Raw genomic sequence first — 13,926 nt, 5'->3', positions numbered from 1 at the left:
CAGTAAGGATTTATCGTGTCCAGCCCACCCCAAGCCGAAATCAAGTTCCGCGCGCAAAACCAGCTCAGCGAGTTGTTCGCCGCCCTCGATAGTGGCACCGGGCAGGAAGTCCGGCGCATGCTCAAAACCCTGACCCCGCAGAGTATTGCGCAGCTATTGGAAAGCTCCCCCCCGCGTATTCGCCAAGTTCTGTGGAACCTGATTGATCGCGATGTCGAAGGTGAAGTACTGCAAGAGCTCACCGATGAAGTGCGCAGCCAAATCCTCGATACCATGGATACCGAGGAGATGGTGGAGATTATGGAGGGGCTGGATGCGGACGATATCGCCGATATCCTTCAGCAGCTCCCCGAACGTGTTGTCTCTGAAGTCCTCTCAGCAATGAGCGAAACCGACCGCCTGCGGGTGGAAAGCGTACTCGCTTACGATGAGAATACCGCTGGCGGCTTAATGGACACCGATACTATCTCGGTGCGCCCCAACTTAAGCTTGGATGTGGTACTGCGCTACCTACGCCGCCATGAGCAACTGCCGGAATCCACCGATAGCTTATTTGTAGTCAACCGACGCGGCCAATATATCGGGCTGCTACCGCTTTCAAAGCTTCTCACCACAGACCCCTCTGTCACGGTACGCGAGGTCGTCAATACTGATGTGGAGCCAATTCCCGCCGATATGCGCGATACAGAGGTGGCCCGGCTATTTGAAAAGTATGACTGGATCACCGCACCAGTAGTGGATGAACACAACCGCCTGCTGGGTCGAATTACAATCGACGATATCGTCGATGTTATTCGCGAAGACGCTGACCACTCACTGATGAGTATGGCGGGCCTCGATGAAGAAGAGGACACCTTTGCTCCGGTAAGGCGCACTGCGCGCAGGCGCGCCCTCTGGCTCGGTATTAATCTGCTCACAGCCCTTCTGGCCTCATGGGTAATCAGTCTGTTCCAGAATACGCTGGAAAAGGTCGTTGCCCTGGCGGTATTGATGCCGATTGTCGCAAGTATGGGGGGGGTGGCCGGCAGCCAGACACTCACCGTGGTGATCAGGGGCATGGCTCTGGGCCAGATTGGCAAAAGTAACCTCAGTTGGCTACTCTCGCGGGAGCTCGGCTCTGCATGCCTTAATGCCCTGCTTTGGTCTCTGGTGATGGGGCTAATCGCTGCACTCTGGTTTGACGACATTACCATTGCGGTCATTATTGTTGCGGCCATGGTAATCAATTTGATTGTGGCAGCGATGGCAGGAGCAATCTTACCGGTTGTATTGCGGGCAATAAAAATCGATCCGGCATTAGCCGGTAGTGTCGCACTGACAACCGTCACCGATGTGGTGGGGTTCATGTCCTTCCTTGGCCTCGCCACCTGGTATTTTGGCTGAAAGGCAATACACTCCCCGCTCAAACAGAGCCGGTACGATCCGGAACTTTTATACGGAACTGAAGATGTACGAATACGATGATGAAGACCTGCCCAAGAGCAAGACGCAGGTAAAACAGGAGATGCACGAGCTGCAGGCCCTGGGGAAGCAATTAACCGAACTATCTAAAGCCCAGCTCGCCGAGGTGCCCATTGATGAGGATATGCGCGAGGCAATAGACACCTTGGGGCGAATCAAGTCCAACGAGGCTCGCCGTCGCCAAATGCAGTATATTGGCAAGCTGATGCGCAGTGCAGATCACGAAGCGATAGAAGCCGTGCTGAATAAATTTAAAGAGCGAGACCAGCAGCACCTGCGCTTCGATAAAATGGCCGAAGACTGGCGCAGACGCCTACTCGAAGAAGGTAATAGTGCCCAGGGTACCTTTTTTGACCAGTACCCCCAGATAGACCACCAGCATTTACGGCAGTTGGTACGCGACTCCCTGCGCGAGATCAAAAACAGCAAACCACCCAGCAATCAGCGCAAGCTGTTCCGCTACCTGCGTGATTTCTTTATTCAGGCATCACAGTAGTTCTCATTCACCCACCGCATGTCACACGGGCGGCCCTGCTCCGCCCATAAACTCAATTGACTTATACCAAAGCCAAATTGCATCAATTAAAACTACAAAAGAGTCTCGCTCAAACCAAAAATCAGACAAAGATAGTATGAGATCTAGCGATTACTGTTTGACATCCCCGGCCGGCTCAAAATCTAAGGCCAGCGAGTTCAAGCAATACCGCAGGTTTGTCGGTGGTGGACCATCCTTAAACACATGCCCCAGGTGCTCTCCGCATTTGGACAATACCTCTGTGCGCCTGAGCCCCCAGCTGAAATCATCCTTTAATACGATATTCTGCGGATAGGCCACATCCCAAAAGCTGGGCCAACCAGTACCCGATTTAAACTTGTGCTTTGAACTAAAAACCGGCAGACGGCAGCCTGCGGTGACATAAACACCTTCTTTTTCGTTGTATAACAATTTGCCACTAAAAGCCCGCTCCGTATCTCCCTGCCAGAGAACCTTGTAACGGTCCTCGGGGAGTAGCTGCTTCCATACCGACTTGGGGATCTGCTCTAGCCCTTGGCCTTCGGCTATACGTGATTTGGCTTCCGCCACTGTCATATTCTGGATTCTTTGGTCATCAGCCTCAGAGCAGGCCGATAGAACCAGGGTAAACACCAACAGGGGCCATAGGACCGGGGACCTCACCATCTTGCAAACTCCTGTCCTCACTCAGTTATACCTACCTAATAGGATAGAGAACTAGATGCACATGCAGTTGAGCTCTTTCTGGAAGTGTATCCTCCCAATAAGCAGGCTAAGAGCCCGCTTCATCCGCCAAAGGAGGCGTTGGTGCACGGCTGATTCCCTGATCCGGTTTTGCCTGTTTCCCAGCAGCCTCAGAGGCGGCCCCCTGACGCTCTGCACCATCTCCATCAAAGAGTCTCTCAAAACGCATTTGTGGGTCAGCCCAGTCACCGCTGATGCGATAACTTACACTGGCCATCTTCTTCACCTGCTTTTTAAACGCTTTACTAATGAGATAAACCCCTGCCGCTGCCGGCAATCCCCCAGCAAGAGCGGCAACCAGGGCTAGGTTGTTACTTACTGGCAAAGTCGCCACCAGAGTCAAATCCAAATCTTCCCGCAATAAATTGACCCTTCCCGCCATCTGCAGCTCACTGGTTGGCCCCTCAACCTGAATAGGCACTGCAATCAACAACTGCCCATCCCCTTCGAACACGACCTCTCCACGCACTCGGTCGAAAGCCATACCACTCTTATAAAGGTCGGAGAAATCCAATCGCAAGCGGCGCGCCCAGGTATCGAAATTAAACAGCGATAACAACCGCAAGACTGTTGAGCCAGCAGTACCGGTGGAACGAAGGAAGCGGCCATCACGAATATCTATTTTCAAATCTCCGGAGAGCAAACTACCCTTGGCCATGGCCGGAGACCCATCCCAGCGCAAGGCTGTATCAAAGGTCGCAGACTTACTTTCAATAAGCGGTTCATGCCCCATCTCACGCTGAATATCAGCGAGATCATCTGCTGCCAGGCGCCCAATAAATTGAGAGGAATTATTGCCCTCCGCATCGCGCATCCACATCAATTGCGCTCCCAAGGCTTTTTCACCACCACCACGTCCCTGCAGATGGAACCCGCGGACACTACCGCGAATATCGCTTAGAACCAGGCGGTCTTCGGATGGCCGAACTTCAAAAGACCAGCGCCCGAGCTCCTCACCCCCCACTCGCAGACTTTCCGTGCTGAAATCCAGGGCTGGCAGCGTCTGAAAATTAAAATCTGCCCAGGGGTCCAACAACTCTTCCGCAAAGGGCTGCTCAGCCAATGTAGCGCCGGAAATAGTCTGCCTTTCTTCAGGAGCAGGAAGGCGTAAATGCGCCAACTTTAAACGCAGAGGTTTTTGCCCACCGAGCGTTCCCGAAAGTCTTCCCGCCGCCATTTCACTATCAAAATCTAACTGCCACTTTGAACCCACTCCTCCGCCTGTGACATGAATATGCTCAATAGCCACTGTTCCCAATTGCAGGCTATCTGTGCTTAGGTCAAGACTAATCGGCAGTGGACTGGAAACATTGTCAGTTGTCTGTCCACTTTGGGGAAGTGCAGTCAGGCCATCCAGGTTGCTTGCTTGCACCTTATGAATCAGTGATGGTGCTTGTTCGGGCTGAGCGGATGACTCTTCGACAACCGATGAGTCATCTCGGTAAACGCCCAATAGCTTTTCCCAGCGGGGTAAATCAACATTGGAAATGTCGCCAAGGATACTCACCCCTCTTTCTTCAGGTAATTTCGCCTCGGCATTGAGCGCAATAGCCGCTCGTTCAAGAGCTCCGTCCACCAGCCAAAACTGCCCTTGCAGGTGCTCACCGTAGTTCAGGTGAAATAAGCTGCCCTGATCACCAATGGGAGCTCGCAATACAAAATTCGTTTTACTTTCAGAGGGCTTAGCCAGGGGCTCCGGAAGGTTTACCGCCACACCAGCAAGATTTGAGGTCAGCTCGAAAACTGCAGCATAGGGAGCCTCTTTGGATTTTGCTGGGATAGTAATAAGTGCCTGGTAACCCATGGTACCTTCAAGCCATCTCAGCTCAGGACGCTGGCTCCAGCTATAGATCGACTCAGTACTGGCACTGCCATCCACGACCACCTGCGTATCGCGCGCATCGGCATCACCTATATGACGTATGCTCGCATTTATTGGCCGCCCCCAGAACTGACCTTTCAGCTTAGTACCTTCGAGTCCTGTATCGCTGTCAAAAATGACATCACCAGCCAGAGCCTCAGCATGCAAGCGCAGATTTTGCAGCTGTAAATCACCACGACTCAACTGCAATTCAACTCTTTGAGCTGGTGATACTGAAGCGCCACCCAGGGGCTGAGTGAGGTTCAGCTGCCCGCGAATATCTCCCGACAACAACCACTCATCAAAAGCATTGCCGAGCTGTTTGCGCAAAGGGGATTCGCGCAACAAGCGCAAACCATCAGCAGCCGGCCCCTGAAGCTGGGCGGTCACATCCAGACGTGAGCCTTTATCTTTTTGTGGGGTTACTTCCACTAAAACTTTATTCGCATCCACTCCCCAAACACGGGCCTTGTCTGCACTGACAGAAACATTGCCATCATCCAGCCTGAGTAGGCCATCAACAGACTGAACCTTAGGCCATTCGTCGGCATACTTAAGATTGGCGCCAGAAAAGTCTGCAGCCAACTGTACTGTTTGACGCTTATTGTGAGCCCCCAGCGCACGTAGAGACTCATCCTTGCCATCTTTGCGATAACTGCTGCCACGGTAAATAAATGCGGCAGTCTCAACCCGACCAGGATTTCCGTTGCCCAGCCCCTCATTCAACCAACTGCGCAAGTCTTCACTGACATTTGTCGGCACCAGCTTCTCTTGAACGCCAACATCCGCATCACGCAGAGAAAGCGACAGGAGTAAATCCGTTGGACGGCTCTGAGGATGGAAAGGCAGGGACAACAAAAACTGCCCGCGAACTTCGCCCAGATTTCCATCTAATAGCAAAGGGCCAGAGAAGACATTGATTTCATTCGAATCCTTACCAAGGCTCCAGGCCAAAGTACCGCTGGCTTGCTCAAAAGAGAATGCCTCGGAGTAAAGATTTGGAAACCCTGCTTGCAAGTTCGAGCCATCCAATTCCACCCGGCCATCGTTACCGGCAAACTCCATGTAGCCACTCAAGCCGGCCACTGATGGCGCACCGCGGAATGCCTGCGTGCTGATATTGTGCAAATTGGCACTCAGGCTCACCGCACCTTGCGCTTCTTTGCGCAGCTGCACGCGTCGCAACTGGCCAGAAGGCTTCAGGGACGTCAACCACTCGCCTGCAGCACCCTGCAAAACATCCAGCCGAGTGAGAATATCGCTCCATCCCGCTAAATCGATCACATCTGCGGACAGTGCTACTCCCTGAAGGTCGTTACTAACCTGCAGGTTTAGCGGCGGCATCTGCAAGCCCTGCCAATCGATTTGGGTATCCTGTAAAGCCAAACGCCAATGTTCACCGGGCAGCCAGCGACCAGAAATATCTCCAGAAAGCGCCCGTAAAGGTGCCATTATGTGATCTCTGTTTTGTACCAGATCACTACTTTCATGCTGACTTTTGCCCTGACTGCTTTTCTTCGGCGCCTCTTCTGGCTGATCCAAGTTTGATACCTGAGCAAGGTCTACTCGTCCGACCAACCGATAACCACTGCTCGCATCGCTGTGCAGCCACAGGCGTCCATCCGCCCACTTACGCCCACTCCAATGAAATCGGTCGGGTAGAGGGGTCAACTGATGGAGTAGTGACACAATATCCTGGTCCAACAGCAGCTCATTGAGCTGCATATAACCTCGCAGTGAAAATTGTTTTTTACTGCGCGGGTTACCACGCCCCTCGAGCACCAGGCGGAGAGTCTCACTGTTGCTAGCCTGCTCTTCGCCTTCGCGGGAGATAAAAGCGCGGGCCGTAAGACGATGAAAATCACCTCGGTTTTCCAGAGAAATTTGTGGCAAGTTGAGCTCGGCAACCTGCTCATCAGGCAGCCTGACAGTGATTGCCGCATCGCTAATCCAGACCTTGGGGCTCAACTGGAAAAGTCGTGCCGGGTCCGCTGCCTTGGGATTGGACACAACCCTGCCGTCAGGCTTTAGGGAGATATCGGGGAAGCCGTCCAGACGCCACTCGCCCTGCTCATCTCGGCTGAGTCCAGCCGTAAAGGCGTGCATTTGCAGGTCTTTCCACACCAGCTCACGATTCCATAGGCTGGCGAGCAAATCCAGTTGGAACAGGCCGTGCCCCATACGCAACTCGCCCTTCTGCCCCAGACGCAGGCCGTCGAGCTGTAATGAGACTTGCAGTGCTTCCCAGCGCAGGGAGATACGGTCCATCTGCACCGGAACTCCCAACTGGCCGCTGAGCCAACGGCTGATCTGCGGGCGATATTCCTCAACTTGAGGCGATAGCAGGCGTCCGGTTTGTACAAGGATTGCCAGGGCAATCACCAAGCTTACCGATAACAGCCAAAACTTTCGCGCAAGCCAGCGCAATAAGATCATCATCACCCCCACTCTTCCACGGTGCTGTCGCAGGCATCGCAACGACCAGCATCGAAAAACTGCGAGGAGGCTAATAATGATTTACACAAGAACAATGTCGTACTGCTCCTGGTTGTAAATGGGCTCTACTTGGAACTGTATGGGCCTGCGAATAAATTCCTCCAGATCGGCGACATTCGCCGACTCTTCATCCAGCAGCAGATCGATTACCACCTGACTGGCCAAAACCATGATTTTTTCACTATCGTAGGCGCGCGCCTCACGGATAATTTCCCGGAAGATCTCAAAGCAAACTGTTTCCGCACTCTTTAAGGTGCCGCGCCCCTCACACACAGGGCAGGGCTCGCACAGGATTTGCCCTAGAGATTCCCGCGTACGTTTGCGGGTCATCTCTACCAAACCGAGTTCGGAAACCCCGGTAATACTCGACTTAGCGTGATCCCGTTCAAGGGCCTTCTCCAGGGTGCGCAATACCTGACGTTGGTGCTCAGGATCTTTCATATCGATAAAATCGATAATGATGATTCCCCCGAGGTTGCGCAGGCGCAGCTGGCGGGCGATTGCCGTTGCCGCCTCCAAATTCGTCTTGAAGATAGTCTCTTCCAGGTTGCGGTGACCTACAAATGCGCCGGTATTGACGTCAATTGTACTCATCGCCTCGGTTTGCTCGACAATCAGATACCCCCCGGACTTTAGCGTCACCTTATGCTGTAGGGCGCGGCGGATTTCCTCCTCAACCCCATACAGATCAAACAGGGGGCGCTCACCGGGGTAGTGCTCGAGTCGTCCAGCTATTTCTGGTGCATACTTGCCTGCAAATTCTGCCGCGCGACCGTGCGCCTCGCGGGAGTCTATACGAATCTTCTCGGTATAAGGGCGCGCAAGATCACGTAGGGCACGCATAAATAGCGGCAAATCCTCGTAAATTACGGAGGGCACTGCCCGCTCCTTGATGCGCTGCTCCAACTCCCCCCAAAGTTTGTAAAGAAAGGGGATATCCCGTAACAACTCCTCCTCGCTAACACCCTCAGCCACGGTGCGTAAAATAAAGCCTCCATCAGCGGAAAGGCCATCTTCGGCGAGACGTGACGAGGCGGCCTCCACCAGCTGACGCAAGCGCTCACGCTCGCCCTCATCCTCGATGCGATTGGAGATCCCGATATGACGAGTTTGCGGCATATAGACGAGATAGCGGGCAGATACTGACAAGTGGGTGGTCAGTCTCGCGCCTTTACTGCTAATAGGATCTTTTACTACCTGAACGACCAGGGGCTGCCCCTCCCGCACAAGAGCGCGAATATCTGCAACTTCAGCATCCCTGGACTCCATTCCATCATCATCCAGGGGGGCGATATCAGAGGCATGGATAAACCCGGCGCGCTCCAGGCCAATATCCACAAAAGCCGCCTGCATCCCCGGCAATACCCGAATCACCTTGCCCTTATAGATATTGCCAACAATGCCCCGACGTGCACTGCGCTCCAGGTAGACTTCCTGTAGCACACCATTTTCTACCAGTGCCACTCGGGTCTCTGTTGGGGCAACATTGATCAGCAATTCTTCACTCAAGACTTGGCCTCCTGCCAGTAAGAAATCCCGGCCTGTTCCAGCATCGGAACTAACGCCTCCAAGGGCAGGCCAACCACATTGCTATAACTGCCGCTGATAGACTCCACTAACGCGGCTCCCATTCCCTGAATACCGTATCCTCCAGCTTTATCGGCGGGCTCACCGGTGTGCCAGTAGTCTTGAATACTCTGGACTGATAATTGGCGAAAGCGCACCCGGGTTTCCACCAGACAGCTGAATTGCCTGTGCTGACTGCGAAGACAAATCGCAGTCAGCACAGAATGCTCTCTGCCCGATAGGGCCGACATCATTGACTCGAAGTCAGTAAAATCCCGCGGTTTCTCCAGGAGACGCTCACCACAAAGTACGACTGTATCGGCCCCCAGGGCCCAGAGCCCGGCCTGTTCTGGTGTCGCCAATAACCCGGCCACAGATTTTTCCTGCGCCAAGCGCTGAATATATTCTTGGGGAGTCTCTGAAGCTTCTTTCTGCTCAGGCACCGAGGGCGGGCATTGGGAAAACACAACGCCTATTTGCTCCAGCAATTCGGCTCGACGTGGCGACCCCGAAGCAAGAAGAAGACGATTCGAAGAGGTGATATTTGTCACTGTACTACATATTCCCTGTGGGCCAGCGGCTGATTATAGCGATACTGATCGAAAAATGATCAGAATTTTACATTGATTTACAGACTGACAAGACGCTCAATGAACCTGCAGCCGACTGCAGAGGCGATGCAATAGCGGAGCAACCCAAGGCCATAGCAGGGCCGTGGTGAGTGCCGGCCATAAGAAAGTCAGGCCGGGAACGGTTTTTCCCTCCAAACCATGTACCCAGTTACCCACAACCTGGTGGATACCCACCAAAACGAACACCCATAGAAGCTGCTGAGCTGGATTAAAGGCCCTGGTACGCTGGTAGGTTAACAGGCTGAAATAGGCCAAAACTGCCAGAGCCAATGCATGGGTACCGAGACTGGCTCCGCTGATCAGATCTTCCAGGATACCCACCAGCCAGGCAAAACCAACGCCCAAGGCCTGAGGCATACGAGTAACCCAGAAAATAACCAATAGGGCCGGAAACGCGGGTCGGAACCACAGCCACTGCTGTGGCAAGGGCATAACCACAAGTAACATCGAGAGAAAGAGCGTGAGCGTGATAAACCAGCGATTATTCGCTTGCAAGGCCCTGCCCCCCACTCCCGATTACCGCCAGAACAAAGCGGCTGCGACTCATACGCCCGCGCGGGAGCACTTCCGCCTCGGCAAATGGTTGACCCGGGTCTCGGGAGATCGACATAACCTCGCCCACCGGGTAGCCTGCGGGAAAACGTCCACCGAGACCGGAACTGAGTAGCAGATCACCCTCGCGGATATCGCTGGTATTCGCAAGATGCCTGAGCTTGAGGCGATAGAGGTCACCGGTGCCCTCAACGACGGCACGCATACTGTTGCGTAACACTTGGACAGGAATTGCGTGGCTGGAATCAGTGATCAGGAGAATCCGGCTGAACGCATCCCCAGCCTCAATCACCTGCCCGAGCAAACCACTCGCATCCATAACCGGTGTACCCACATCAATACCATGATCGCGCCCTTTATCGATCAACAGCACATGTTCAAGAGGATCCGGTGAGACACCGATGACCTGGGCCACCAGCACCCGGTCATCAACCATTTCTGCCGAATTCATCAGCTCCTTCAAGCGTGTATTTTCCGCTTTGACAGCAGCCAATAATTGGCTGCGCTGCTCCAACAGCAACACTTGACGCTTGAGACGGTCATTTTCTTCAAGCAGCTCCTCGCGGGAGCGAAACTGCTCTCCAGCCCAATCGCCAACACGCTCTGGAGCACCAGTGATCCAGTAAAGAGGCGCTGTAACACCAGAAAGACGCTCGCGAGTAGACTGGAACCAATTGGTGTAGTGATCTGCAACGATCAAGGCGATTGCTAGCGGCACCAATAGTAGAAGGCGGAACTCAGGGGAGGGGCCGCGGGTAAAAAGCGGTTTCAAGGGCAGCCACCTTTGTACAGGTCAATGATTATTGATCTCACAATATATCGAATGTCACTGAAACGTGAAACTAACCGCCGGCAGGGCTACCTCACTAACTGTTAGGAAAACCCGCCAGCTTCAATCCACTCAGTTGGACATCAGGTACAAACGGCTGCGATCCAACATATCCAGGGCCTTGCCGCCACCTCGGGCAACACAGGTAAGGGGGTCATCAGCAACGATCACTGGCAGACCTGACTCTTCCATCAGCAGGCGATCCAGGTCCCGCAGCAAGGCTCCACCGCCGGTTAATACCATGCCGCGCTCAGCGATATCCGAAGCCAGCTCGGGGGGAGATTGCTCAAGGGCACTTTTCACCGCTTGTACAATACCAGTTAGCGGCTCTTGTAAGGCCTCAAGAATTTCATCGGAATTCAGGGTAAAACTACGGGGCACCCCTTCCGCCAAGTTGCGGCCGCGTACATCGATCTCACGAACTTCACTACCCGCGTAGGCACAGCCAATTTCTTCTTTAATACGCTCAGCAGTGGCATCACCGATTACACTACCGTAGTTGCGGCGTACATAGTTGACGATGGCTTCATCAAAACGGTCGCCACCAATGCGCACAGAGTCGGAGTAGACCACGCCATTGAGGGAGATAATGGCAATCTCAGTTGTACCCCCACCGATATCCACCACCATAGAACCGCTAGCCTCTTCCACATTCAGGCCGGCACCGATCGCCGCCGCCATCGGCTCTTCGATCAGGGATACTTCGCGGGCGCCTGCACCCAGGGCAGATTCGCGAATCGCACGGCGCTCCACCTCGGTGGACTGACAGGGTACGCATACCAGCACACGGGGACTTGGGCGCATCCAGCTGTTTTCATGCACTTTCTTGATAAAGTGCTGCAACATTTTTTCAGTCACTTGGAAATCGGCAATCACCCCGTCCTTCAGTGGGCGAATCGCTGTGATATTACCGGGGGTGCGGCCGAGCATACGTTTGGCTTCCACTCCAACTGCCTCAACGATTTTCTGGCCATTGTAGTGACGGATTGCGACGACAGAGGGCTCGTCGAGTACTACGCCGCGATCGCGAACGTAAATCAGCGTATTGGCGGTTCCCAGATCAATGGAGAGGTCACTGGAGAACATGCCCCGCAAACGTTTAAACATGGAATTCGATTACCTTGTACTAATTGTCAGCCCCCAGATCGGGCACTGCGGGCGCGGCTTATTTTATGGATACAAATCCTAGTTAGTCCGCGCAAATAATTCTGAGTTCCGAGCCGCATTTCGAATCGGAATTTACGCAATACGCCGGAGTCTCTGAGCGCCCGGCAGGATTGGGCAAACTCTAACAACGGCACCGGTTCAGGGCAAGGCTGAAGCCCGGCTAATCGATTGCAGACTTCCCCCTACAGCTGAGCCGGTGAGAATAGCGGCCTATTGTGCTAAATTTGCCGGCCCTGCCCCGTCCTTATACGGAGCAACCCAGATTCGCAACTGAAGCCGGAGGAGCTCTATTGCCATGGCTGTGGATACGCAAACCGTAGAGAAGCTGGCGGAACTCGCTCGCATCGCCATATCCGAAGAAACCATTGAGGAAGTCAGCGGCCGCCTCGGCGATATTCTTCAACTGGTGGACCAGTTACAGGCCGTCAACACCGATGGGGTCGCACCCATGGCGCACCCACTTGATGAAGTGCAGACCCTGCGAGCCGACAAGGTAACAGAGACTGACCAGCACCAGAGTTTCCTGAACTTGGCCCCCCAATCTGAAGAAGGGCTTTATCTAGTCCCCAAAGTCATCGACTGAACAGGCCCCCAGGCAAGCACCCAATTATTCGATTTCGCCCTGAGCCCGCCCAAAGCCTTTAAGGGAATAACATGCACCAGCTTACTATCGCCGAGATGATCCGCGGCCTGCAGAGCAAGGCATTCTCCAGTATGGAGTTAACTCGCCATCTACTTGCACGAATCCAACAACTAGACAGCAGCTATAACAGCTTTATTACCGTAACCGAAGAACTCGCCCTATCGCAGGCCGAAGCCGCCGATCAACGTATTGCCAAAGGCGAAGCACCCACCCTGTGCGGAGTGCCAGTTGCTCATAAAGACATCATCTGCACCAATGGCATACGCACCAGTTGTGCTTCAAAGATGTTGGACAATTTTATTCCGCCTTACGATGCCACCATAGTGGAAAACCTCAACGGCGCCGGCACCGTAACTCTGGGCAAAACCAATATGGATGAGTTCGCCATGGGCTCCTCCAACGAAAGCAGCTATTACGGCCCAGTAAAAAACCCCTGGAATACCCGTTGTGTACCGGGCGGCTCATCCGGAGGTTCCGCTGCAGCAGTAGCGGCGCTGCTAGTACCTGGAGCCACGGCCACAGATACCGGCGGCTCCATTCGACAACCCGCCGCATTGACCAATACCACCGGCCTTAAACCTACATACGGCCGTGTATCCCGCTGGGGTATTGTCGCCTATGCTTCCAGCTTGGATCAGGCAGGCCCTATTGCACGCAATGCTGAGGATGCCGCTTATCTGTTGTCTGCTATGGTCAGCCACGACCCAAAAGATTCCACCAGCCTGAACCGTCCGCATGAAGACTTCACCGCGGGACTGAGCGACTCTATCGCCGGCCTCAAAATCGGAGTCCCTAAAGAATACTTTGGGGAAGGCTTGAATGCTGAAACAGCCGCCCGCGTACAAGATGCCCTTAAGGAGTTTGAAAAACTCGGGGCCGAGCTGGTGGATATCAGTCTGCCACATACTGAGTTGGCTATTCCCGCTTACTACGTCATAGCCCCAGCCGAGGCCTCCGCCAACCTATCCCGCTTCGATGGGGTGCGCTATGGCCATCGCTGTGAAAACCCCAAAGATTTGCGAGATTTATATATGCGCTCCCGCGGTGAGGGCTTTGGCGAAGAAGTCCAGCGCCGCATTCTGGTTGGCTCCTACGCGCTATCCGCTGGCTATTACGATGCTTATTACAATAAGGCCCAGCAGGTGCGCCGACTGATCAAGCAGGATTTTGTACAGGCCTTTGAAAAAGTCGACGTAATTATGGGGCCCACCACACCCTCCCCAGCGTTTGAGCTGGGAGCCAAGGGGGCTGATCCGGTAGCCATGTACCTGGAAGATATCTATACCATCGCGACCAATTTGGCGGGCCTACCAGGCATGTCTATCCCCTGTGGATTGGTAAATAATTTGCCTGTAGGGCTTCAGATTACCGGTAACTATCTGGACGAATCCCGCATGCTCAATGTTGCGCATCAATACCAACAGGTTACCGACTGGCACCAAGCCAGCGCCGTATAAGGAG

At 53.9% G+C, this 13,926-nt stretch carries 11 protein-coding genes; 4 read left to right on the top strand and 7 right to left on the bottom strand.

The features are described from left to right. Positions 1–15 precede the first annotated feature (15 nt). Complete coding sequence (gene mgtE, locus ACJJI0_RS20700; RefSeq protein WP_435583621.1) at positions 16–1,383, top strand: magnesium transporter; 1,368 nt, start codon at positions 16–18, stop codon at positions 1,381–1,383. 64 nt (positions 1,384–1,447) lie between these two features. After that, entirely contained in the window at positions 1,448–1,957 is a 510-nt protein-coding gene (yjgA, locus tag ACJJI0_RS20695) for a ribosome biogenesis factor YjgA (protein WP_252083006.1), read from the top strand. A 150-nt stretch (positions 1,958–2,107) separates the two neighbouring features. On the opposite strand, the gene msrB is transcribed toward yjgA, so the two are convergent. From msrB to ACJJI0_RS20660, 7 genes are all read right to left on the bottom strand, one after another. Further along, positions 2,108–2,641 (bottom strand): peptide-methionine (R)-S-oxide reductase MsrB, encoded by a 534-nt coding sequence (msrB, locus tag ACJJI0_RS20690; RefSeq protein WP_444884026.1) that lies wholly within the window; start codon positions 2,639–2,641, stop codon positions 2,108–2,110. A gap of 106 nt (positions 2,642–2,747) precedes the next feature. Then, entirely contained in the window at positions 2,748–7,019 is a 4,272-nt protein-coding gene (locus tag ACJJI0_RS20685; RefSeq protein WP_444884025.1) for a YhdP family protein, read from the bottom strand. Between the two features lie 78 nt (positions 7,020–7,097). Beyond that, positions 7,098–8,585, bottom strand: a complete 1,488-nt coding sequence (rng, locus tag ACJJI0_RS20680) for a ribonuclease G (RefSeq protein WP_444884024.1) — start codon at positions 8,583–8,585, stop codon at positions 7,098–7,100. Further along, on the bottom strand, positions 8,582–9,193 hold the full coding sequence (locus tag ACJJI0_RS20675; RefSeq protein ID WP_444884023.1) for a Maf family protein: 612 nt from the start codon (positions 9,191–9,193) through the stop codon (positions 8,582–8,584). The genes rng and ACJJI0_RS20675 overlap by 4 nt, the downstream gene beginning before the upstream one ends. 96 nt (positions 9,194–9,289) lie before the next feature. Next, entirely contained in the window at positions 9,290–9,769 is a 480-nt protein-coding gene (gene mreD, locus ACJJI0_RS20670; RefSeq protein WP_444884022.1) for a rod shape-determining protein MreD, read from the bottom strand. Next, a complete protein-coding gene (gene mreC, locus ACJJI0_RS20665; protein ID WP_444884021.1) occupies positions 9,756–10,598 on the bottom strand; it encodes a rod shape-determining protein MreC in 843 nt (280 codons plus the stop codon). The genes mreD and mreC overlap by 14 nt, the downstream gene beginning before the upstream one ends. A gap of 129 nt (positions 10,599–10,727) precedes the next feature. Then, positions 10,728–11,762 (bottom strand): rod shape-determining protein, encoded by a 1,035-nt coding sequence (locus ACJJI0_RS20660; RefSeq protein WP_020412569.1) that lies wholly within the window; start codon positions 11,760–11,762, stop codon positions 10,728–10,730. Between the two features lie 355 nt (positions 11,763–12,117). Here ACJJI0_RS20660 and gatC point away from each other — a divergent pair, with 355 nt between their 5' ends. Both gatC and gatA read left to right on the top strand, forming a co-directional pair. After that, a complete protein-coding gene (gatC, locus tag ACJJI0_RS20655) occupies positions 12,118–12,405 on the top strand; it encodes an Asp-tRNA(Asn)/Glu-tRNA(Gln) amidotransferase subunit GatC (protein WP_444884020.1) in 288 nt (95 codons plus the stop codon). Between the two features lie 71 nt (positions 12,406–12,476). Further along, positions 12,477–13,922, top strand: a complete 1,446-nt coding sequence (gatA, locus tag ACJJI0_RS20650) for an Asp-tRNA(Asn)/Glu-tRNA(Gln) amidotransferase subunit GatA (protein ID WP_252083014.1) — start codon at positions 12,477–12,479, stop codon at positions 13,920–13,922. The last annotated feature ends 4 nt before the right edge of the window (positions 13,923–13,926 follow it).

It is taken from the genome of Microbulbifer mixtoriginis (SeqCode) (assembly GCF_052466695.1).
This window is presented reverse-complemented; position numbering and strand designations above follow the sequence as displayed.

Bases quoted from the DNA above. Each gene is read 5' to 3' on its own strand.
- gatC (WP_444884020.1), top strand. From the start codon at position 12,118: ATGGCTGTGGATACGCAAACCGTAGAGAAGCTGGCGGAACTCGCTCGC.
- ACJJI0_RS20685 (WP_444884025.1), bottom strand. From the start codon at position 7,019: ATGATGATCTTATTGCGCTGGCTTGCGCGAAAGTTTTGGCTGTTATCG.
- msrB (WP_444884026.1), bottom strand. From the start codon at position 2,641: ATGGTGAGGTCCCCGGTCCTATGGCCCCTGTTGGTGTTTACCCTGGTT.
- yjgA (WP_252083006.1), top strand. From the start codon at position 1,448: ATGTACGAATACGATGATGAAGACCTGCCCAAGAGCAAGACGCAGGTA.
- gatA (WP_252083014.1), top strand. From the start codon at position 12,477: ATGCACCAGCTTACTATCGCCGAGATGATCCGCGGCCTGCAGAGCAAG.
- ACJJI0_RS20660 (WP_020412569.1), bottom strand. From the start codon at position 11,762: ATGTTTAAACGTTTGCGGGGCATGTTCTCCAGTGACCTCTCCATTGAT.